Origin of the sequence: Zavarzinella formosa DSM 19928 (assembly GCF_000255705.1) — a bacterium.
Classification (GTDB): domain Bacteria; phylum Planctomycetota; class Planctomycetia; order Gemmatales; family Gemmataceae; genus Zavarzinella; species Zavarzinella formosa.
Genome location: NZ_JH636439.1, coordinates 1707437 through 1728968, shown reverse-complemented (window position 1 = coordinate 1728968; position 21532 = coordinate 1707437). Strand labels below are relative to the sequence as shown.

Below are 21532 nucleotides of genomic sequence, written 5' to 3'. Positions count from 1 at the left end.
CCTGTCCGATGCTTTCAATGTCTCAGCAAGAACTCTTTTGAATTGACCAGACCCCAGATGATGTCTTCAAGGGCCTTCCGGCGATCACCGAGTTTGGCCACGTATTCTTCCAGTTTCTTTCGCTCAATCGGGGAAGGATACCGGGAGACGCTTGCCAGATAAAAGTGGTCGATAATCTCGCGGTCGGTCTTATCCTGCGAGATCAACCGGCCAAGGCGGTTGTCTTCTTCACCGAGCATCTCGTGAAGCAATTCCCCCGTGAGCATCTGGAAGGCTTGCATCAATCCCGTGTCGTCGGAACGCTCGCATTCGCATGTCAGCAATCGTTCGGGTTTGCCGAAGGTTTTGAGGAATCGCTCCGATTGTTGGGCACGGCGACTGCGGCGATCTTGAGGCATGGCGGCCATTTGCATCGCCTTGGTCCCCTTGGGATATCCGTCGAACTTCGGGCGTTGATTCAACATCTGGCAAACGGCATCAAACAGTTGCTCGGCTTCCAGTGGTTGGACAATGGCCCGTGAAAAATGCGTTTCGTCTCCGTCATTGGTTGGGCCGGGGATGGCCGATTGTTGGTAAGTGCGAGAATTCATGATGAGCCGGACGAGGGGCTTGAGCTTGAATCCCCCTTCGCGGAATTGCATCTCCAGTTCGTCAAGCAGCGGGGCGTTCACCGGCGGGTTGGAAAGCCGCAGATCGTCGTTCGGCTCGACCAGTCCCCGGCCGAACAGGTGATACCAAACCCGATTGACTTGGGCGCGGGCAAAATACGGGTTTTGCTGGTCGGCCAGCCAGTCGGCGAATCGATCAAGCGAGTCTGCCCCTGGCTTCAATGGGGATGTTTCGCCAAGCAGACGCGGAGCCATCGCCTTGCCGGTGCGGGGATGTTTTAGCGCCAGATCGCGGTTCATGAAAACGATTTGCTCGCCGTCGAACTCGTGCTGGTCGAATTTGTCTTTGCGATTGTTGCCGTTGATGCGGTAATCAACCTGGCCGAAAGTGGCGGCGAATTCGTGGTAATCGTCTTGAGTCCACGCATCGAACGGATGATTGTGGCACTTCGCGCATTGCAGCCGAATCCCGAGAAACACTTGGGCGATGGACTCCGACCGGGCGTATGGCTCCCGCAAGGAGCGGTAAAAATTGGCCGCGGGATTTTGATAAGTGCTGCCACGGGCCGTCACAATCTCGGCAGCAAATTGATTGAGCGGCATGTCGCGGGCGATGGCATCCCGAATCCATTGATGAAACACCCGCACACCTTTGCGGTCGAGGGCCTTCTCTTCCGTCCGCAACAGATCGGCCCACTTTTGGGACCAGTAATCCGCAAACTCCGGTCGGCTGACCAACCGGTCAATCAGGATCTTTCGCTTGTCGGGATTTTCATCCGACAGAAATCGCCGCACTTCGTCCGGCTCGGGGATTTGGCCCAAAGTGTCCAGAAACGCCCGGCGGATGAACACCGAGTCGCTTGACATTGGCGAGGCCGTCAATCGGAGGGAGTTCAGTTGCTCGAAGACATGAACATCCACCGGATGCCGGGGCTTCGTCGGCTCTGGATGGAATTCCGCTCGGGTGGGAATGAAGGCAACGCTGACTGGAAGTTGCCGATTCTGATACCGCACAAGGATAGTCGATTCGCCGTCGCGTAACTTGTTCACGACACCCACCGGGGACACATTCACCAAGCCAAGGGTGTTTGGCTCGAAGACGGCCCGGTTGGAGAGATCGCGGGTGGAACCATCCGAGTAGACACCGCGAACGCGAATAGCGAAATTACCGGCGGGGGCAATCAGAATTTTCTCGCGGGGTTCGACGAGCAATTGTTTCAGAGTGGCGAATTGAGGATCATCCGCCGCTCCCATTTCAATCCATTTCAACAAAGTTTGATACTCGTCGCTGGCGGGGCCGAATCGCGGTCCCCCTTCGTGGGGAACCAACCCGGCGGCTTTGCGAAGAAGCAGACTTTGCTCCGGGCGGTTGACATCGAGCCGCCGCCCCATCATTTCGCGGGTGAGGGTGAGGTGATCCAAGGCCGGGTTTTCACCACGAAGGGAAAGCCGGAATCCGCCTTTGCCGTTCAAATTGCCGTGGCAGGCCCCTTGGTTGCATCCGCCCCTCGCGAGAATTGGCATCACATCGTTGCGGAAGGAAGGAACCTCGGCCCGGCACACGATGGCCGAAATGCCGACGCAACATAAGGAGAGAAATCGCATGGCGTGGGAAACAACCGGAGGGATCGACAATGGAGGGTGAGAATGATTATCGCCCGGAATTGGCCGCCGGGGAAGCACAAAACTCGGCTTGCCCAAAATCGCCGGTTGCGGATATCCTCGCGGGGGTGAAGATTTTCCCCAAATCCCGCAAAGGTCGCGCTCGCCGGTTCCGTCGGATGGTGGGCTGGGCGTTGCTCACGCTTGTCGGCATCAATATCAGTCTGGCCGTGATGATTGACCAATTCCGGCCGGATATCCGCGATCCGGAATATCAACAAGTCGCCGACGCTTTGCGGGCCAGAACGACCGAAGATCCGGACGCCCGTTTGATCTTATTCCTCGGCAGTTCGCGGGTTGCCTTGGGAGTCGATGCGAAGCAAATCACCGAGCCGGGCCGGATCGTGTTCAACTTCGGCATGCCTGGCGCCGGGCCGTTCATGATGGACGTGTATTGGGATCGCTTGCAAGCGTCTGGCGTTCGGCCAGATGTCGTGTTCGTCGAGTTTATGCACCCGTTTTACAATGACACTTCGAGCCGGACACTGGATCATTCGTACCTGGACGCCTCCCGCCTCAGTGTGCAGGAAGCCCGCACACTGGTGGGCTATGGCAATCGTTCCACAGGTGCGTTGCGGAGAATGGCCATCGCCCGGTTGTTCCCGGCCGGCCGACATGGCCCGGATCTTTGCGAAGCCATCGGATTGGGGGCGTTAAACACCGGCACCGCCAAAGATCCGCTGCAAGGCAAACTTGATCTGTTCGGCGGCCGGGCGTTGGATGTGCCCCCTGAGAAACGGGATGACATGCGGGGATTGGCCCACAAACAATACGACCCGTTTTATCCCGATTTCTCGCTGGCCCATGATCCGGCCGAACGGCTGAAACAACTCCTTCGCAAAGTTCGCCAGAGCGGGGCGACGGTGAAAATCCTGCTCACTCCAGAGGGGAGCGAGTTTCGCGTCATGATGTCCCCGGAGATGGCCAAAGCCATCAATGAATTCATGGCCAAACTGGAAGCCGAATTCGATGTGGAAATCCTCGACGCGCGGGACTGGATGCCCGATTCGGCCTTCTACGATCAGCACCATCTTTTGCCTTCGGGCGGGAAACTCTTCGCGGAACAGCTTCGACCGCATCTTGATCCCTTGAGACGGAAGCCCTGTGACAAGATGCCACGCTGACGGGGTGTCATACACTATCCGCACAACATACTCCCGCGAAGCGTATGCAAACCGTCAACTTCAATTGCCCGCATTGCGGGAACCTCATGGCCGTGGGGATGAATCTCCTCGGCCGCAATGTTCGTTGTCCGCACTGCAAGGCTGTTGTGCAGGCGCCGACGGCCCCCGGCGAGCCAATGTCCACCCCGGCGTTGGTCCGGGCGCCGGTGAAACCGCCGGAACCAACTCCCACGGCGCCTGCTCCGGCTCCCGCCAACTTACCGCAATTTAATCTGCCGCCGAAGGAAACCGAAGCGCCGGAAAGCATCTTCGGTGAAGTTCACGACGAAGATGTCTTCGGTTCCGAACCGCCCAAGCCGACGATGCCCCCGCCGCCGATTCCGGCCCAGCCCCCCGAGACTCAGACACCATCTCCGATGTCGGTCCCGGCCCCGGTGTATTCGGCCCCGGCTCCGGTGTACGCGGCCCCTCAACCCCAACCGACATACGACCCCAACGGGGCGACCGTGGCCATGCCGCCGCCCGACAATTATGTGGGTGACACCGAAACGGTGGATTCGCCGCCACCAGATGACTTGGCGCCGCCGCCGCAAACTCGGTCGGAACGGGAACCTCGCCGCACTCAACGGCCGCCGACCGCCGATGAGGGGAAGGGGAGCAACGCCTTCGCCATCATCCTTCTTGCCTATGGCTTGTTGATGACCATTGCCGCCGGTGTGTTTGGGTATCTCAACTTCGTGAAGTCGTCCGAACCTGAGCATCCGTTCAAGGCGATTCCTGATGTCTTTGGCGAGTACGAAAAAGCCAACCGCAAGCAGACCTCGCTCAAATGGATGCCCAACGCCAAATCCGAGGTGCCGAACGACCTGAAAGTGAAACTCGGAGACGAACTTGTTGTGGGTGATTTGGCCGTCACGCCGTTGGAAATCAAAAAAGAACTCATCACGGCCGTGGAAGTTTTTAACGCTGGCGACGACCGTGTTCGGCCGGTTGGCCCCAAAACGCTTGTCCTTAGTTTGAAGGTAAAGAACAAATCATCTGACGTGACGTTTTACCCGACCGATCCGGCGTTCGTCCGTAAATTGCCCAGCGGCGGGGATGAGCGGGTGGGGCCGCTGACTGCCCTCCAGATCAACAACGAAATGTATTACGGCCCCTTTCCGTGGCCGGAGACCGGGAACACCAAGAAGGAATTTATTCAAGGACAAGAGGCCAACGAGAAACCCTTGAAACCCGGCGAAGAAAGCACGATCTTCATCACGGTTGCCCCCAGGCAGGAAGCGGTGCGAAACTTGGAACGGGTTCCCGTCGATCAAACGTTGCTCTGGCGGGTTCAACTTCGCCGGGGCCTCGTCAAATTCAAGGATGATTCAACAGGCAAGGAAGGCGAATTCTCCGCCACAACGGTGATTGGCGTCACCTTCAAAAAGACACAAATCCAGTAAATCATGGCTCTCCGCGTCTCGAATTTGCGTTTGTCCGTCGATGTCGGCGAGAACGCCCTGCCGGATCTCATCTCCCGCACGCTCGGCATTCCTCCGGGTGATCTCCACGATTGGCGAATCCTCCGCAAAAGCCTGGATGTCCGGGACAAGCGCGACCTGCGTTTCGTTTACAATGCCGAGGTTCGTCTGCCGGAAGACGCCCAATCGCGGGTGTTGAAACGGGCCGCCTATGCCGCCGCGAAGATCGAAGCGTTTGACGAACCGCCGTTTGAGATGCCGACTCCCGGATCGGTCGCGCTTACTCATCGTCCGGTAGTGATCGGCAGCGGTCCGGCCGGTTTGGTCGCCGGGTATTTCCTCGCGGAGATGGGTTATCAACCGCTAGTGTTGGAACGCGGTTCGCCGGTGCATGAGCGCATCCGCGATGTGAAAACCTTCGACGATGGCGGGGCCTTTCACCCGGAGAGCAATTACCTCTTCGGCGAAGGTGGCGCCGGGACGTTTAGCGACGGCAAATTGACCTGCCGCAACACCGGCCCGGATGTGATGCGGGTGCTGAAACTCTTCGCCGACTGCAAGGGCCAGCAACCGGGCAAACCGTCGATCATGTATTTCCATCGGCCGCACCTTGGCAGCAACCGTTTGCCGGCCGTGGTGAAAGCCATTCGGCAACGGATTGAAAGCCTCGGCGGCGAAGTGCGATTTAAAACTCGCGTCGAAGACTTGGTGTTTCAGGAAGGCCGGTTGAAGGCTGTCGTCACTTCCGGTGGAGAAATCCCGGCCGAACTGGCGGTGATCGCCACCGGGCATAGTGCCCGCGACATGTACGAGATGCTGCTTCGGCGCGGCGTGCCCGTCGTACAAAAGCCGTTCCAGATCGGTGTGCGGGTCGAGCATCCGCAAGAATTGGTGAACCGGGTGCAGTATGGTTTCCGACCCTATGAAGAAACGCTCGGCAACGCGGACTATTCGCTGGTGGCTCATGGCGGTTCGGCCGACGTGTTTACTTTCTGCATGTGCGCCGGGGGATATGTCATTCCCAGCGTTTCCCAAGAAGGGTACTTCGCCACCAACGGCATGAGCCTGTCCAAACGGGATTCGCCGTATGCGAATAGCGGCTTGGTGGTCACGCTTCCCTTGAGCGAGTTCGGTTCCAACGATCCGCTGGCCGGGATGCGAATCCAGGAGCAGTACGAACGCAAAGCCTTTGAACTTGGCCGGGGCAGTTATGCCTGTCCGGTTCAACGAGCAACGGACTTCATGAACTGGACCGCTTCGCCAAGCGTGCCCGCTTCAAGCTATCCCCGCGAGAAGATGGCCATCGATCTCGCCGAAGTATTGCCCCCTTACATTTGGAAAGCCCTGCAATCAGGGCTGCCAAGAATGGACGGCATGTGGCGTGGCAAGTTCATGCGTGATGCCGTGCTGGTCGGCCCGGAATCACGGGGCAGTTCTCCCGTACGAATTCCCCGTGACGACGAAACCCGCGAGACGCCCGGATTGACGGGGATTTACCCGGCCGGCGAAGGGGCAGGGTACGCGGGCGGGATTGTCAGTGCGGCGGTGGATGGATTGCGGACGGCAAAGGCGATTGTCGCTAGGTATGCATCGTTGCGCAAGTAAGCAGCGAAAAAACTGTGAAGCCGCGACTCGGAGGCTTTGCGGAGAGGAGCGAGTCTCAAGACTGTCACCGAAGGCCAAAACTCGCCGACATAAGTGACCGTCTCGAAACTCGCTCCTCTCCGCAAAGCCTCCGAGTCGCGGCTTCACAGGGTTCTTTATTTCGTCGATCCAACCGCTGTCCGTCGCTTGAGTTATCCCGCCGCCCGGCGGTCATCTTCCCAGCGATTCAGCTTGTTATAAAGCGTCTTCAAACTGATGCCGAGTTCCTTGGCGGTGGTCGGCTTGTTGCCGCCGTTCTTCTCCAAGGTTCGCAGGATATGCTCCATTTCGATGTCATGGAGCGTGCGAACATTCGGGCCGCCGGATGATGCAGGTTGAGTCATTGGCAGGATCGTCGGGGCTTGGCTGGCCACGGCGTTCGATTGCATCATGGGAACCGTGGCCGGGCGGCCGGCGGACTTGGTTCGCACGACTTGTGGCAGGTGGGCCGCAGTGATCGAACCGCCGCCGGCGACGATGTAGGCGTATTCCATCGCGTTGGCCAGTTCCCGCACGTTGCCCGGCCAGTGGTATTCAAACATCGCTTGGAAAGCTTCCGGCGTAATCAGGCCGTCCACTTGCTCGATGGTTCGCTTGGCCGAGCGGGCGAGCAAGTGCAACGCCAGCATCGGCAAATCCTGCAATCGCTCGCGGAGCGGGGGCAATTGGATCTCGAACGTATTGAGGCGATAGAGCAAGTCTTCGCGGAAATCGTCTTCCGAAATCATTTTCCGAAGATCGCGGTTCGTCGCGCAAATCACGCGGACTTCGGTGCGAAGCGGCTCCGTGTCGCCGACGCGGTAAAGTTCGCCGGATTCCAAGAACCGCAGCAACTTCACTTGGATGTTCTTGTCCAGCTCGCCCAGTTCGTCGAGGAACAGAGTGCCGCCGTTGGCCACCTCGAAGAAACCCTTGTGATCGCGGTCGGCGCCAGTGAAAGCACCGCGACGGTGTCCGAACAGTTGACTCTCGGCCAACGTGGGTGACAACGATCCGCAATTGACCGGGACGAACGGCATGTCGACTCGTTTGCTCATTTGATAGAGCGTCCGAGCGACGACATCTTTGCCCGTGCCGGTTTCCCCTTGGATCAGCACGGTGGCGTCCGTCGGGGCGGTCATGGCGATGAGCCGATGAACGCCTTGCATCGCCGGGCTTTCGCCCATCAGGCGGTTCGGTCCCTCGGCCGCCTGCACGCGGGTTTGCAGGGCGATGTTCTTGTGCTTGAGCTTTCGCTTCTCGGCCACCTTGATGAGGATGCCCTCGATCTCGACGAGCTTGCAAGGCTTTTCGATGTAATCGAAAGCCCCAAGCCGCATCGCCTCGACGGCGGTTTCCTTGCTGGAATAGCCGGTCATCATCACGGCTTCGGTGTCCGGCGACAATTGCTTGAGCCGTTCCAGCACTTGGATGCCGGTCATGTCCGGCATCTTCAGGTCCAGAATGGCGGCGTCGAACGTCCCCTTTTCCAGAGCCTTGATGGCCGAGCGACCGTCCTGGCAAACAGTGACCTCATGCCCCAACCGGGGCAGTTCAGCCCGCATGAGTTCTTGAAGCGAAACTTCGTCGTCCACAAAGAGGACGCGAAGTGAATTAGGCGGCGTGGCCAAGACCTTCCTCCGTGATGGACCCACCCTTGCGGGCATTACCGAACGGCAGGATGTTCGGCGAGCGATGCTGCTCCTGCCCGACCGCCGGGTTGATGGGGAAACGAACCGTGAAGGTCGTCCCCTGGCCCGGACCCGTGCTGGCCGCATGGATTTCCCCCCCATGCTGCGACACGATGTGGTGGCTGATGAATAACCCCAATCCTGTTCCCTTGCCAGTCCGACTTCGCGTGTAAAACGGCTCGAAGATGTTGTTCAGCGTTTCGGCGGTCATTCCGCATCCGGTGTCTGTGAACATCAGTTCCGTGTCGGACCCGATTCCCTTGAGGGTGATCGTCAAAACGCCCCCCTCTTCCATGCTTTCCAGCGCATTTACCACAAGATTCAACACAACCGACTTGATGTCTTCTCCGCAAACCCCCGCAACCACCGTGCTGTAGGGTTGGAAGATGATCCGTTTGCCACGGCAGCTTTGCAGGTGCTGGGCGATGGCCAGCACACTTTGCACAAGCTCGGAAATATCGGTGGGTTCCCGGCGGCGTTCGCCCACCCGGCTAAACTCCAGCAACCGCCCGGTGATGCCCTTGCAACGGAAGGCTTCCTGTTGGATCATCTTTAAATATTTGCTGATGACCTCGGTTTCTTGCGGATTCCGGCTCAGATAATCCTTCAAGCGGCTTTCCAAGGCTTCACTGCAAAAGGCGATGCTAGCCAACGGATTATTAATCTCATGGGCCACCCCGGCGGCGAGGAAGCCGACGCTCACCATGCGCTCCGAAAGAACCAGTTGCTTGCTGCGTTCATCCACTTGCGATTCGAGTTCCCTGTAAACATCCCGGACCCGCATCATCATGCCGTTGAACGCGGCCGCTAGGTCTTCGAGTTCGTCTCCGGATTCCACGATGATCGGCTCGCCGAAATTTCCCTCTGTCACCCGGCGAACGCCTTCTTGCAAATCGCGGATGGGCTTGAAGATCCAGCCTGAAATGAGGCTGACCAGCGAAACCATCAGAAGAAACGCGACCCCGGTGGCGATGCTCACGATGGTCACCGAACGGCGGTAATCCACGCGGGCCTGGCCGATCCGGTCGTACATATCCTTGGCCACTTCGTTGCGAAGATCGTCAACGGCCTTCAAAAGAGCACTGTGTTTCTTGCCCACATGTTCGTCAGCAGCTAGAGGTTTGCTGACGGCAACCGTAGTGGGGCCGGCAAATTGGTCGATGGCTGATTCGAGATCGATGAAGGTCCGCTCGATCAGGCTCACCAGTTGCGTGTCCTGATAAGGATCGGGATCGCGGCCACGGCGAACAGTGTCTTCAAAGACCGTCTTGTATTGGGAAAACAGTTTGCGGGATAGTTCGAGTTGTTGTTTGGCCCGACGAATCTCCCCGGTGCCCGCCTCGCCAATGGCGACGGTGTTGGGCTCGCGGAAAGCTCCGGCCGGTTGGGTGATGATGGCCGAGGCCACGGGCTTGAGTTCGTCGAGTTTAAGCAATTCGGCGAGCTTGCTATCCGTGGTCTTCATCGTCCCCATGTAGGACGAAAGGCCATACGCCGCCCCTGCGATCAGGGCTGCCACGCACCCGACCACCAGGCCAAGGCCGAGCAACAGTTTGTTGCGGAGTCGCCAGCGACGTGCCACCGCGAACCTCCCTGTTCGGGTTTGAGAGCCAAACGGACATCCGAGAGTTCCACCGTCCTTGGCGGAGACATTCCCGTGTCGTCGAAGAGAAGAGTACCAGAAGATTCTTTACAATTCGAGAGCAGTTTTTACACGAACATGTCATTCTTACCAAATGGCAATCAAGCGATTTTCTAGTTTGCCATCGCCTTAAAAATCCTCATCCAACGGGATCTGGACGCGTTGCACCGTGATTCCGCAACTTTCCCCAAGGAGGTGGTCGACGAAACCGGGGATGTCGAAAGCATTCGGATCAAGAGTCGCCTTGTAGACTCCGTCAAGTTTTTTGAATGGCTCGTCGTCCGGCCCTTTGCGGAAGGTAACCGAGTAAGCCAATCCGCCGTTTTGAAAGCGATAGGCGATTTGGATCATCCCTTTGACCGCCGGGTCATCCGGTTCGGCGAAGATCACCAACTCGTCCCCGATCGTGCTTCCCCATTTGTCGGCCAGTTGATCCCGGGTCTTTTTCATCCGGTCCTTTGCCTGCGGATCACCGGCGGCGTTTTCCTCCTCGATCACCAATGAAATCACTGGCTGTGGCCTCGTGGCCAGCGACATCACCAGAATCCGCATCGACTCCTGAAAGTCCGGGTTCTTGCCTTGGATCATTCGTGTCGAGGCGTTGGTGTAAGCCGTCAGCAGTTTCGCTTCGGCTTCTGCCCGATGCTTGTTGAATTCCGGACGGGCCAGGTAAAGCCGGAGGGCGGGGGGTTGATCCTTGGGGGAAAGTTGCATGATTCGGTCGTAAATCGTGTCTTCCCGCATCAATTTGTTGAACGTCTGGAAGCCGAAGAACATCACCGCGCCGACCCCGATGATCATCAGATACCAGATGAACCCGCCGCTCATCCCGGACCCGCCAGATCTCGGGACGGGCACTTCGATGTGATCCACCTCATCAACGTCGGCCAAGGTTCTGGGGAAGTTGCCGGTGGATGAGATATGCTTGGCGACTGCCGCCATTTCTGTCGGGTTGAGCGCCTTGAGTTGTTCGTCCGTGCCGTCCTCGCCGCCCGCCCGCATATACGCGAGCGAATTCAGATAGATGGCCATCCGTTTGCCGGTCAATTCCGAATAGAGGGTGAAGAATTTGCGACCGGAAACCAATTTCACACTCACGGCGCTGTTTTGGTAGGCCCCCTCGCTGAAGTTTTGGGTGACCTTCGCCTCTTCGATGTCCGTCAAACTGGTGACGGTCACCGAGTTTCCAGAGACCTCGTAGAGGCTCAGCGAATCCGCATAGACAAAATCCCCCAGCCGTTTTCCGGAGGCCGAGGCCATCCACACGCGAAAGGCGGCCGTAATCATCCAGCCGCCCAGCAGAGCCCCGGCTGTTTGAAGACAGGCTTCCTTGGTCGGTTCTTCGGTTGGCGGAAACGTCAGAAAGAACGTCGCGACAAGGATGGCAATCCCGATAATCAACCCGCCAACGGGCCAAAGATTCGTTTGGCCGTTGTAAATGCCGGGCATTCGCTTGCCATCGGCGGCGGCGACGATTTGCAAGTAGCGAAGTGTGTCAGCGTCGAGTTGGTCCGTGGTGAAGTGTTGTGTCATCGCGGTATTCCGTCAGTTACATGGCGTTCGAGTCAATCGACCATCTGATGCGGCACAAATCGACTGGTGTTTTGAGTGATGATGGTTTCATCCTCGCGGATGCCGAGACCGCAGGCGACGCCATTGACAACCCAGACCCCGCACACGGGATAGCGGCCGTCGTAAGCCTTCATCGGGGCGAGGGCTTGATAGACGCTCGGGCTGTCACTGTAAATTCCATCCGTCACCTGACGGGTCTGGCCGTTCATGATGACGCTGATGTTCGCTCCCTCGCGGCCATGCACCGGCTTGCGAACGTAATTCCCCTGCAATTCGCGGAACGAAGCGGGCAGCAAAAACGGGCTGTCCGGGTAGCGTTCGTAGAGCAGGGGAAGGATCGACTTGCAACTCAAGATGGCTTTCCACGCGGGTTCGACCCATTTCGTGGGGGAGGTTCGCACATGGTCGGCGAATTCCTCGCGAAGCAACCATTCCCACGGGTAGAGCTTGAACAATCGGTGGATGGGTTTCCCGGCCCGGTCCACAAACTGTTTCTGGGCTTTGTCCCAGCCGATGTCCTCGACATCGAGATAATCGGTCTCGAAACCTGCTTGGATCGCGGTGTCCCGCAAATACTCAACGGTGATGTAATCTTCGGGAATTCCCGAGAGGGCTGCGAAATGAATTGGCCCCGCGTCGTAATCTTTAAGGGCCTGCCAAGCTTCGATCAGGCGTTCGTGGATACTGTTGAACTGATCGCCTCGCTCGTCCACATCCTTGAGCCACTTCCACTGCACGATGGAGGCTTCCAACAGGGCAGTCGGCGTGTCCGCGTTGTATTCAAGCAGTTTCGGCGGGCTGACACCGTCGTAGGCGAGATCGAATCGGCCGTAGATGCTCGGCTCCTGTTCTTCCCAAGAACGGATGACATATTCCTCCGCTTCCTTGGGGATCATGAAGATGCCGAACATCCGTTGATCGATGACTTCCTGAACAAGATTCAGGCACATCTCATGGAGCGTGTTAGCGGCCAGTTCGAGTTGATCGACCTCGAAGGAGGACAACTGATAAGACGCGGTTTCATCCCAATACGGCTCGCCCCGGAGTGTGTGGAAGTGCAAGCCGACTTCCTCGACCCGTTTTTGCCAGCCGGGTCGGGGATCCATGACGAGGCGGTGCATGAGACGCCCGGAGTTTCGGGATGGAGAGAAGGGAAATGAAAACCTCAGCCGCCGACGGAACCCCGGCCAATGGAGCCGAAGCCTCCTCGGGAGACGTTGCCGCCCATCGCCACCGGACGCGACCCGACTGACCCGTTGGAATACCCGCCCCGGAAGGCTCCGGTGTGAATCCAGATGAACCCGGACCGGTGGGTGCCGGTGGTGTGATGGTTCCCGGCGACCTGTTGGGCCACTTGCTCTTTTTGCTTGGCTTCAAGATCGTCTTCGGGATACAGGAAATATCCGGCCGTGAGAATACTCGAGCCGACCAACACCAAGGACAATTCGCGAGTCATCCGGGCCATGTTTACGCTCTGATCCAGATTGGATGGTTGAGATAAAGAGTATCACAAAACGGCAAGGTTCGCCATTGGAAAGGAAATTTCTTTCCCGTCGTCATTGCCTCGACGTGCGGAAACCGTCCGGATGCTGGCGATGCCAGTTCCAAGCGCTGGCGACGATGTCTTCCAAACGGGTTTTCTCCGGCTCCCAGCCTAATTTCTCACGAGCCAGCCGGGAATCAGCGATCAGGGCAGGGGGGTCGCCCTCGCGCCGGTCGGAGAATTCCACCGGAACGGGTCGGCCGCCAACCTGTTCGACCGCCCGGATGACTTCCCGGACGCTGAATCCCTTGCCGATGCCAAGGTTGATCGCCGTGAAGGAATTGGGTGTCAGCGTTTCCAACGCTTTCAAGTGGGCCGAGGCGAGATCATCAACATGGATGTAATCACGCACACAGGTGCCATCGGGAGTCGGGTAATCGGTTCCGAATATTTTCACCGGTCCCCGGCGACCAAGGGCCGCCGCAATCAATAGCGGAATCAAATGCGTTTCGGGGGTGTGATCTTCGCCAATGCTCCCGTCGGCGGCGGCCCCGGAGGCGTTGAAATATCGCAGGGCCACGCATCCCCAGCCATAGGCCCGCGAATAATCGCGCAGGGCCTGTTCGATCATGAGTTTGGTGTGGCCATACGGGTTAATCGGCCGTTGGGGCGTCTGTTCCGTGATCGGGATTTGATCGGGAATCCCATAAGTGGCGCAAGTGCTGGAAAACACAATCTTCCGGACATCGTGTCGGCGCATCACCTCGAAGAGGGATAGCGAACCGGCGACGTTGTTCCGATAGTAAATCCCCGGATTGGTGACCGACTCCCCGACAAAGGCGAAGGCCGCGAAATGCAGAACCGCTTCGATTTGATTTTGAACAAACGTGCCGTCAAGCCGGTCCTTGTCGAGCAGATCACCGATGACAAGGCGGTCTTCCTTCACGGCCTTCGGATGGCCGTAGGAGAGATTATCATAAGTCCAGGCTTCATGACCGGCGGCCGTTAACGCTCGCATGGCGTGGCTGCCGATGTATCCCGCCCCGCCGGTCACCAAAATTCGCATGATGCTTTCGTGTCTCTAAAGAGGCGTGTTCAACTTCAGCCCTGTGGCGTCCGTGATGGTTTGGGTTATTTCTTTCGCCTGATCTTCCCGCAGTCCCCGGTAAAGATATGTCTCCAACGCTCCGTTCTGAAGGGTGAGGGCTGTGAAAAACCGATCCGACCGGATGACATACCACCACCAAATGATGCCCGGAATAATCAAGAACTCCAGCATTAGAACAAACATGCACCAATCGAGAACGCCCGCCCCGTCGTAGACTCCGTAGCTCACTCCCTCGTGGGATCTCCAGTCAACTTTCCTTGTCCCGATGGGAATAAAGCAAACCCGCCAAGTGTTGGTGATCTCGGCTTGGCCTTTTTTGTTCCGGCGAATCCGGAGGCGGGGATAAGTGCCGAGGATAAACGCCTGCAAGAAAACATAGACGAGTGTGGCCGTTGTCGCGGCCGCTACCTGATCGACGGCAAAAATCCCCACCCCCATCGTCATCACGTTCAAGACCTGACAGATCAGAAACACTGTCATTCGCCGGGCGAACGGCCAGCCCTGTTCCCATGTTTTGTCGATGGGGGAATAAACCCGCTCGGCCTTCTCTTTATTACGGTGATCGTGCCCGCAATGAATGCAGACCACAGCATCAAGGCCGATTTCCTTCTGGCATGCCTCGCAGGGTTTGGTGGTGATTTCGTCGGCGGGGATGTCGTAGGGAAGCCCGTCGTCTTCATCGTCGTCGGCCCACTTGCGAGGCGGAGCCTTGGGTTTCGCGGTCTTTGTCGAAGAGGCGGTTGACGGTTTCGCCGTCGTCGGGGCTGTTGTCTTCGCGACGGCGGGCTTGGGAACTTCCGGTTGATTGACCACCCCGCACCAATTGCATTCAAGACCCGTGGCGGGAACCCCGCTCTTGGGAATTCCCAACACGGTTCCGCATGATCGGCAGGTGAGGGTGGACTGCATATCTCAGTTCGTAATGCCCTTGGTGATGCCCATGAACACGTCTTCGAGGTCGATCTCTTCTTCCTTGAACATCCTCAATTTGTAGCCCGATTGGATGAGTCGTTCCGGCAGGAAACTGCCATCCTCGGCATCTTGTCGCAGGGCGACTTTGATGGTTTTCCCGTCATCGAGCACATTGACTGTTTCAATCTCGGGTTGATTAGAAAGCAATTTGGCCGCTTCCTCGTTCCGATCAACACCGACGGAAACAAGATAAATGTGCTTTTGCCGGACTTGGGCGATGGCCGTTTCAACATCACCGTTGAAGAGGAGTTTGCCCCGTTCGATGATGCCGATCTTGTTACAGATATCGGCGAGTTCCGGCAGAATGTGGCTGGAAACAAGAATGGTTTTCTTCATGTTGCGGAGTTCTTTGAGCAACTCCCGCATTTCAATCCGGGCGCGGGGGTCGAGGCCGCTCGCCGGTTCGTCCAAAAGCAACACCTGCGGTTCGTGCAACAACACTCGGGCCAGACCGAGCCGTTGCGTCATCCCGCGGGACAGCGATGTCACCAGCGCATCCCGCTTATACCCGAGATCAACCAGTTCCAACACCTGTTCGCATTTTCGCTTCCGCTCCTGGCCTTTGATGCGATAGGCGGCCGCGAAAAACTCCAAGTATTCGACGACTTTCATGTCGTCGTACACGCCGAAAAAGTCCGGCATGTAGCCTATGCAACGACGGATGTCCTTTGAGCCGGTGTAGATCGAATAGCCGCACACGCTGGCCTCGCCCCAACTGGGGTTGAGCAGGGTGGCGAGGATCCGCATGGTCGTGGTTTTGCCGGCGCCGTTGGGACCAATGAAGCCGTACACGTCGCCGGGTTCGAGGCGAAGTGTCAGCCGCTCCAAGGCGTACAGGTCGCCATATTTCTTCGTGAGGTCGCGCGTTTCAATCATGTCGGGGGTTCGCCGGAAAGTCTCGGGTTATTTGGGCGTTTTCACGGGAATGAAGACGCGGATGTAAGTTTCCTGTCGAAGCGTGCCGGGGTTGGAGGGCCGGGCTTTCATGTCACTCGGGTTGGCCCCGATCCACAAACGGGAGGGGGACAACGGGGATTCGGCCATGCTCTCGGCCAGTCCCTCGCGGGTGGGAACTCGCAACACAAGAATTGCCTGTTCGCCGTGATCCGGGCCGACCCGCCATGATTGATCCAGATCACGCAGGGATATGTTCTTGGGTTGGCCAGAACGGATCTCTGTGTCGTTCGAAGTTTCGTGAAACAGCAATTGCCAGAGTCGAAAATTCGGGTTGGATGTCGTGCCGGAATCAAACGATCCTCTTCCGGAGTTATTCAACGGAAGATAAGGTTGTGCCCCTTTGTAGCGGCCGTCCCGATCATTTAGCCATGTTTTGAATTCCTTTGTGGTCACGGCATCCCCCACGCCGCTTGCGGTGCTAAGCGTGACAGGTTTCGATACTCCTTTGGGAAGATCGAGCAATTGGAATACTTTGCCGCGCCATACGAGGCCAATATCGCTGAAATCCTCGACCGGCAGCATGTTTGTGATTGTTCCCGTCAACAAGATGTCTTTGTCAGCGCCGCGTCCGGTAGTCAGGTTGGCGATCACCGGGGGATGCTTCTCATCCACGTTTGCCGTCCAGCGGGCTGCAAAGGATTTGGTCGTCCACACTTGGATAGGCACGCCGTTGAGCGAATTCGCGTAAAGATCGCGGTTCGGGTCCGTCGGATCGACGGTCGATTGAAACTCATATTTCTTGGTGAGCAACCGAGCGCTGCCGCCGCCATAGCGATAGCTGTCAGTTGGCGAACTCCATGTGACAACACTGTTCAACGCCGCCTCGGGAGATTTGCCGATCGCCCACACGGGGTCGCTAGAAACGCCGTCGTTCACGGCCGGTTCGATGCTCAGGTTGTACTTTTGAATTCTCGGACTGAAGAGCGTGAACCAGGAATGCCCGTCGATCCGGCCCGTGTGCAGATCGTAATCAACCACATCGATCTTGTTCGTCTTGAGATCCTGCCCCTTGATTGCGTAGGCGGTGAAATAAGCCGCCGTGCTGACGCCGATCACAATGATCGGGAAGGTCACCCATGTCCACTCCAACCGCTTGACAACTTTCTTGAGGAAGAAGTAATCAATCGGGCCAATCAGCAGAATGTACAGCAGGATGAACAGGGCCACCCAGCCGAACGAGACGACCGGAACCCCCTCGAAGAAGTCGAGATTTCCCTGAAGGGCATTGGGGAACTCGTCGTAATTCCGGCTGTAGGATTGAAGTTCCTGACCAAATTCGGGGATTTGATAGCCACACTGCGCCAGAGTGTTTTCCCAGAATGCCGACCGTTGGTTGAAGTCCACAAACGGCGAACGATCCAAATCAAAGGCAAACACAGTCACTCGGCCGGTTCCGCAGACACCCTGCACGGCCAAGGGACGGCGTTGGGCGCCTCTCGGCCCATTTTCTTCGACAAAGTCTTGCAAAAGCGGCTTGGCTGCCCGATCCGTGCGCGGTTCGATGATCGCCGAAGCAAATTCACCCGGCCCGTTGTTGTAAAAGAGCCGAACGTTATTTTCCTGCCGCACATTCACAAGCCATTCCATCAACAGTTTTGAAACATTCACTTTTCCGGCGGCGGGAACATTGACCGGAAGCAAATCCTTAAACTCCCGAATGTTGACAAAGGCATCGACATTGGTTCCCAATCCGACGATCAACCGGCCGCCCCGACGAACCCATTCAGCGACGGCTTTCCGGCGTTTTTCATGTTGCGGGGCCGCCAGTTCTTCCCAGAAGGCCCGGTTTGAGCCGGTGTTCAAAATCATCAGATCAACAGCTGAATAACCGATCCAGTGGTCCGGCATCAGACCGATTTCAAGAATCTGTGAAGTTCCAATCCAGCCGTTTCGGAGGTCTTTGGAAGAATTGACATCCCCGTCGCCTGATTCTCGATTTTGAAGACGAAGAGAATTCAGGTTGCCGCCGATGGAGAGGATCAGGTAGCTGCCGGTGGTCATTCCCTCGGTGGTGCGGGAATTGGTATCCGCGTAAGTTCGGCCCGAATCCTTGCCGGTGATTCGCACGTTGACCGAGGCATAATTGAAGCTGGCCTTCAGATAAGGAATCCGGCCCAACTCGGCGGCCGTGCGGCGTTCCCCTTGGACCATCGTGGGGATTTCGACGCTGCCTTGCGTCATGATTTCGTCCGCATCCAACACTTCGGCAGTGAAAAGCAGTGTTTCTTCGGTGTCTTTCACACATTCCAAATCGGCATAGACCGGCGCCCATTGGCCGGTTTTGTAGATGCCGCGCCGGGACGGATCGCCGGACGGGCCGTTCGGCAATCCGATGCGAATATTGGTGACTTTGATCCGTTCGCGATTTTGGGCGAGGGAGACAGACGGTCCCCCGAGAACGCCCAGAACCAGACCGATGAGAAGAAATCGATACATGCTTGAGAACGGGGGTTATGGCTTTTCCGAGGTTCCGCACTCACAGGGAATCTTCGCGCATTCCGGGCAACCGGCCCCGTATTTGTCCGTGATGGCCTTGGACAAGTCGATGCCGGAGATGTTGGCGAGTGTCGCCAGCCAGGCCAGCACATCCGCGAACTCGGCGGCCGTGTCGGCCTTCGGGGCGTTTCCCCGCAAAGCCTCGGCCAGTTCGCCGACTTCCTCCATGAACCACATGAACGTCCCGGCGATTCCCCGGCGTTCATCCTTTTCACCGAAGGTTGTCTTGATGAATCGTTGAAATTCGTCGAGCGTCATTTGGGTTCCAGAATGCAACGAAGGCATTCTAGCACCTGATCCCCATACGAGGGGGATTTCACGGGAGTTCACCGGCAAACCGCTTGCGAAGCGATTCGGCCACCGTCGTCTTCTTCAAACCTTCAAGGGTGGTTAACAAATTCTCTTGGGCTTCCTTGCTTTTAATGTCGATTCGGCAGGCGTCCCATGCCACCGCCTCGGCCTCTGTCAATTTTTTATCGGCCAGCAGAATCTTGGTCAGTTTCAACCGGCTGGCCAGATCGTCCGGGTCGTTGCCGATGTGTTCTTTGAGCACGTCGGCCAGTTTCTCGGCGTTTTCGGTTTTTGTGTAGACATCGATCAAGAGAGGCAGCCAGTCGCCATCCAGCGGAGACGTTTTCCGGCCCTTCTCCAGTAGTTCGGCGGCCTTGGTCCAATCTTTTGATTCGATTGCCGCCCGGCTGAGGGCTTGGATCAACCGGCCATCTTCCGGGTGCTTTTTGATCGCTTCGTCGAGAATTTTTTGGGCGCCTTCCTCGTCCCCGGCGGCGACCAACAACCGGGCCTTCACGATGGAAGCCTGCACATGCCCCGGTTCGGCGGTCAACACGGCCTCAGCCAGTTTCCTCGCATCGGCCGCCTTTCGGCGCCGGGAATATTGATCCGCCAGTCTGGCCGAGACATCGACATCGTTCGGCTTGTCTGTGTGGGCTTTTTCCAGTTCGGCCAGTGTCATCGGCTTTTCCGCGACCGTTGGCTTGGATGAGGGGATTGACTTCACCAAGTCGGTGATGAATTGCCGATAGCCTTGCTCAAACTGGCCAAGCGGAACTTTGCAAACTTTCTCGATGGCCCTCTGGGTGTCCAGACCATCTCGGTAGGCGGTCAACAACGGGCCGACACTTTCGATGCCGTAGGTTTTGATGAGATATTGGACGTACAGGTTGCTCTGGTAGTACGCCAAAGACCACTCGTTTTGATCCTTCGGCCGAACGAACCCGAATAGCACCGTGTTAAGGTTAAACAATGTGTTTTGCTCAAAACGTTCCCGCAGGACGGCATCCCATTGCGGCGGATGCGTGCTGCCTTCGTTGCGCACGGCCAACCCTTCCGTGAGCCAGTGCGGAACTTGAAACTCTGTTTGCGTCACATTGAAGATGTGAACCAGTTCATGCCGGATCACCCGGCCCCAGTTGAACGGCCGAGCCAGTCCTTTGCCGTTTGGCGAGGCAATCGCCATTACCTTGCCCGTGCAAGCTCCGATGGTGTGCAGGTCTGGCAGACCGACAGTTCGGCCGCTGAACATCTCGTGGCTGTTGAACAGTTCGACGTAGATTTTTCCCTCGGGTTCGTAGGAGAAATCTTTCGCCAGTTGGACGTGAATTTCTTCCAAATATTCCGCGATGAACGAGGCGAGCAGGGCATCCGTGTTCGGGTCGAACTTCAAATGGTAGTGCTTGGTCGTGACCGTTTTGTATTTGTCGAGATGGCGTAACACCTTGAGCGAGTTCGACACGCGGACGTTAAACGAATCTCCCTTGAATGCTTGTTCCAGAAGCGTTCGGGCTTCCTCTTCTTTGCCAAGCCGAAGGTAGAGCATCCCCAAACCGGCCTTGGCGGCGGGAAGTTTGTCCCTGCATTCGATGGATTGCTTGAAATACCCCTCGGCCTCGGAATAACGTTTGTGATCTTCGAGAGTGGTGCCAACGTCATTGAAGAACAAGCCGGGCTTCGGGTTAAATTTCTTGACGGCCGCAATGATTGCCGTGACCTCCTCCGGCTTTTGGTTGACGATGGCGCAGGTCGCCAACCGGGCCATCGTGGCCTCATCGCGCGGATTAATTGTCTTGGCCGCTTCCAGCAACTTGGCGGCGGCTTTCATGTCCCCACCCACCCGTTGCACATCCGCTTTCAGACGCAACGCTCCGGGCAATTTCGGGTTGATCTTCAACGCCTGATCGGCGAATCCCTCGGCTTCCTTCATCTCGAATTGCTGCAAGGCCACCAATCCCTTGCCCACCAAGGCATCGGCCGCCTTGGGATTGATTTTCAATGCGTTGTCAAAGGCTTGGGTGGCCTCCGGACGGTTGTATTTTTCGAGCAGAAGCATTCCGATGTCATGCTCGGCCATCCAGCAATCCGGCTCGAATTTCAACACATCCGGGTACAAGTCGTTGATGAGGAACCGGAACTGGTCCCCCAGACTGTGCCAGCGGGCATTCTCGGCGGCGGCCATGCCGACAATGAGGAGTTCATCCGGGTTTTTGATCGGTTTGTCGTCGTTGTCTCGTTGCGAATAGGTGCGGACAAACCAACGCATTTCCGTGTCGGCTTTGGCCGCATCCCCCGTGTCGCGGTAATACCGGGCACGCACCCAGCGGGCGATGAAGTGTTCCGGCTCGGCCTTGATGACCTCCTCGGCCGTTTTGAGGGCGTCATCCCAATTGCCGATGTCGTAATCGAGGTTGGCGAGCCAAGCTCGGATGTCTGGATTTTTTGGTGTCCGTTTGTCGGCGGCTTCCAGCGCCAGTCTGGCTTTGGCCACATCGCCGACTTCCAGCCATGAGCGGGCCAATCCAATCGATGCGGGAACCCCGTATTCCTTGTCATCAAGGAGTTTTTCAAACGCCGTCCGGGCTTCGTCGTAGTTGCCGTGCAGCCAGCGTTGTCGGGCTTCGGAGAGAGGGGTAGATTTGGCGGGAGTTTTGGCCGGTTCCTGGGCGAACCCGAAACCGCACAGCGCCAAACCCAACAACAGGGCACAAGACTTCATCGTGGTATCTCAACACGGATTTGAACGATATTTGGCGGGACGCGATTCCTCAACCGAGACGAACATTGTCATTAAAGCCAGTCCGGATCAGTCGTTGTTTGGCGAAAGCCACAAGGCACAA

15 protein-coding genes are annotated in these 21532 nt (G+C 57.3%); 3 read left to right on the top strand and 12 right to left on the bottom strand.

Annotation, left to right across the window (positions count from 1 at the left end):
• Positions 1-14: 14 nt before the first annotated feature.
• The gene (locus BGIM_RS0108110) at positions 15-2213 is read right to left on the bottom strand and encodes a DUF1549 and DUF1553 domain-containing protein (RefSeq protein ID WP_020469288.1); all 2199 of its coding nucleotides are present in this window, start codon (positions 2211-2213) and stop codon (positions 15-17) included.
• A gap of 29 nt (positions 2214-2242) precedes the next feature.
• Between BGIM_RS0108110 and BGIM_RS0108105 the strand changes: the two genes are divergently transcribed.
• The 3 genes from BGIM_RS0108105 to BGIM_RS0108095 all read left to right on the top strand — a co-directional run bounded on the left by BGIM_RS0108105 (position 2243) and on the right by BGIM_RS0108095 (position 6462).
• A complete protein-coding gene (locus tag BGIM_RS0108105) occupies positions 2243-3394 on the top strand; it encodes a DUF1574 family protein (protein ID WP_020469287.1) in 1152 nt (383 codons plus the stop codon).
• Between the two features lie 86 nt (positions 3395-3480).
• Positions 3481-4839, top strand: a complete 1359-nt coding sequence (locus BGIM_RS0108100) for a hypothetical protein (RefSeq protein ID WP_157368669.1) — start codon at positions 3481-3483, stop codon at positions 4837-4839.
• Between the two features lie 3 nt (positions 4840-4842).
• A complete protein-coding gene (locus tag BGIM_RS0108095; RefSeq protein WP_020469286.1) occupies positions 4843-6462 on the top strand; it encodes an NAD(P)/FAD-dependent oxidoreductase in 1620 nt (539 codons plus the stop codon).
• A gap of 191 nt (positions 6463-6653) precedes the next feature.
• Here the strand turns inward: BGIM_RS0108095 and BGIM_RS0108090 are convergent, their stop codons facing one another.
• The 11 genes from BGIM_RS0108090 to BGIM_RS0108040 all read right to left on the bottom strand — a co-directional run bounded on the left by BGIM_RS0108090 (position 6654) and on the right by BGIM_RS0108040 (position 21411).
• On the bottom strand, positions 6654-8111 hold the full coding sequence (locus BGIM_RS0108090; protein ID WP_020469285.1) for a sigma-54-dependent transcriptional regulator: 1458 nt from the start codon (positions 8109-8111) through the stop codon (positions 6654-6656).
• Positions 8095-9753, bottom strand: a complete 1659-nt coding sequence (locus tag BGIM_RS49280) for a sensor histidine kinase (protein ID WP_020469284.1) — start codon at positions 9751-9753, stop codon at positions 8095-8097. The genes BGIM_RS0108090 and BGIM_RS49280 overlap by 17 nt, the downstream gene beginning before the upstream one ends.
• 189 nt (positions 9754-9942) lie before the next feature.
• Positions 9943-11346: a hypothetical protein gene (locus BGIM_RS0108080; RefSeq protein WP_020469283.1), complete on the bottom strand. Its 1404-nt coding sequence runs from the start codon at positions 11344-11346 to the stop codon at positions 9943-9945.
• 32 nt (positions 11347-11378) lie between these two features.
• Positions 11379-12506 (bottom strand): glutathionylspermidine synthase family protein, encoded by a 1128-nt coding sequence (locus tag BGIM_RS0108075; RefSeq protein ID WP_020469282.1) that lies wholly within the window; start codon positions 12504-12506, stop codon positions 11379-11381.
• Positions 12507-12550: 44 nt separating this feature from the next.
• On the bottom strand, positions 12551-12850 hold the full coding sequence (locus BGIM_RS0108070) for a hypothetical protein (RefSeq protein ID WP_020469281.1): 300 nt from the start codon (positions 12848-12850) through the stop codon (positions 12551-12553).
• A gap of 91 nt (positions 12851-12941) precedes the next feature.
• Positions 12942-13934, bottom strand: a complete 993-nt coding sequence (galE, locus tag BGIM_RS0108065; RefSeq protein ID WP_020469280.1) for a UDP-glucose 4-epimerase GalE — start codon at positions 13932-13934, stop codon at positions 12942-12944.
• A gap of 15 nt (positions 13935-13949) precedes the next feature.
• Complete coding sequence (locus BGIM_RS0108060) at positions 13950-14885, bottom strand: hypothetical protein (protein ID WP_020469279.1); 936 nt, start codon at positions 14883-14885, stop codon at positions 13950-13952.
• A gap of 3 nt (positions 14886-14888) precedes the next feature.
• Complete coding sequence (locus tag BGIM_RS0108055; RefSeq protein WP_020469278.1) at positions 14889-15824, bottom strand: ABC transporter ATP-binding protein; 936 nt, start codon at positions 15822-15824, stop codon at positions 14889-14891.
• 27 nt (positions 15825-15851) lie between these two features.
• On the bottom strand, positions 15852-18341 hold the full coding sequence (locus BGIM_RS0108050) for a hypothetical protein (RefSeq protein WP_020469277.1): 2490 nt from the start codon (positions 18339-18341) through the stop codon (positions 15852-15854).
• 15 nt (positions 18342-18356) lie between these two features.
• Positions 18357-18659: a MazG nucleotide pyrophosphohydrolase domain-containing protein gene (locus tag BGIM_RS0108045; RefSeq protein ID WP_020469276.1), complete on the bottom strand. Its 303-nt coding sequence runs from the start codon at positions 18657-18659 to the stop codon at positions 18357-18359.
• A gap of 58 nt (positions 18660-18717) precedes the next feature.
• Positions 18718-21411: a tetratricopeptide repeat protein gene (locus tag BGIM_RS0108040; protein WP_020469275.1), complete on the bottom strand. Its 2694-nt coding sequence runs from the start codon at positions 21409-21411 to the stop codon at positions 18718-18720.
• Between the last annotated feature and the right edge of the window lie 121 nt (positions 21412-21532).

Bases quoted from the DNA above. Each gene is read 5' to 3' on its own strand.
- BGIM_RS0108080 (WP_020469283.1), bottom strand. From the start codon at position 11,346: ATGACACAACACTTCACCACGGACCAACTCGACGCTGACACACTTCGC.
- BGIM_RS0108045 (WP_020469276.1), bottom strand. From the start codon at position 18,659: ATGACGCTCGACGAATTTCAACGATTCATCAAGACAACCTTCGGTGAA.
- BGIM_RS0108060 (WP_020469279.1), bottom strand. From the start codon at position 14,885: ATGCAGTCCACCCTCACCTGCCGATCATGCGGAACCGTGTTGGGAATT.
- BGIM_RS0108050 (WP_020469277.1), bottom strand. From the start codon at position 18,341: ATGTATCGATTTCTTCTCATCGGTCTGGTTCTGGGCGTTCTCGGGGGA.
- BGIM_RS0108075 (WP_020469282.1), bottom strand. From the start codon at position 12,506: ATGCACCGCCTCGTCATGGATCCCCGACCCGGCTGGCAAAAACGGGTC.
- BGIM_RS0108100 (WP_157368669.1), top strand. From the start codon at position 3,481: ATGGCCGTGGGGATGAATCTCCTCGGCCGCAATGTTCGTTGTCCGCAC.
- BGIM_RS0108055 (WP_020469278.1), bottom strand. From the start codon at position 15,824: ATGATTGAAACGCGCGACCTCACGAAGAAATATGGCGACCTGTACGCC.
- BGIM_RS0108095 (WP_020469286.1), top strand. From the start codon at position 4,843: ATGGCTCTCCGCGTCTCGAATTTGCGTTTGTCCGTCGATGTCGGCGAG.
- BGIM_RS0108070 (WP_020469281.1), bottom strand. From the start codon at position 12,850: ATGGCCCGGATGACTCGCGAATTGTCCTTGGTGTTGGTCGGCTCGAGT.
- galE (WP_020469280.1), bottom strand. From the start codon at position 13,934: ATGCGAATTTTGGTGACCGGCGGGGCGGGATACATCGGCAGCCACGCC.
- BGIM_RS0108040 (WP_020469275.1), bottom strand. From the start codon at position 21,411: ATGAAGTCTTGTGCCCTGTTGTTGGGTTTGGCGCTGTGCGGTTTCGGG.
- BGIM_RS0108105 (WP_020469287.1), top strand. From the start codon at position 2,243: ATGGAGGGTGAGAATGATTATCGCCCGGAATTGGCCGCCGGGGAAGCA.
- BGIM_RS0108110 (WP_020469288.1), bottom strand. From the start codon at position 2,213: ATGCGATTTCTCTCCTTATGTTGCGTCGGCATTTCGGCCATCGTGTGC.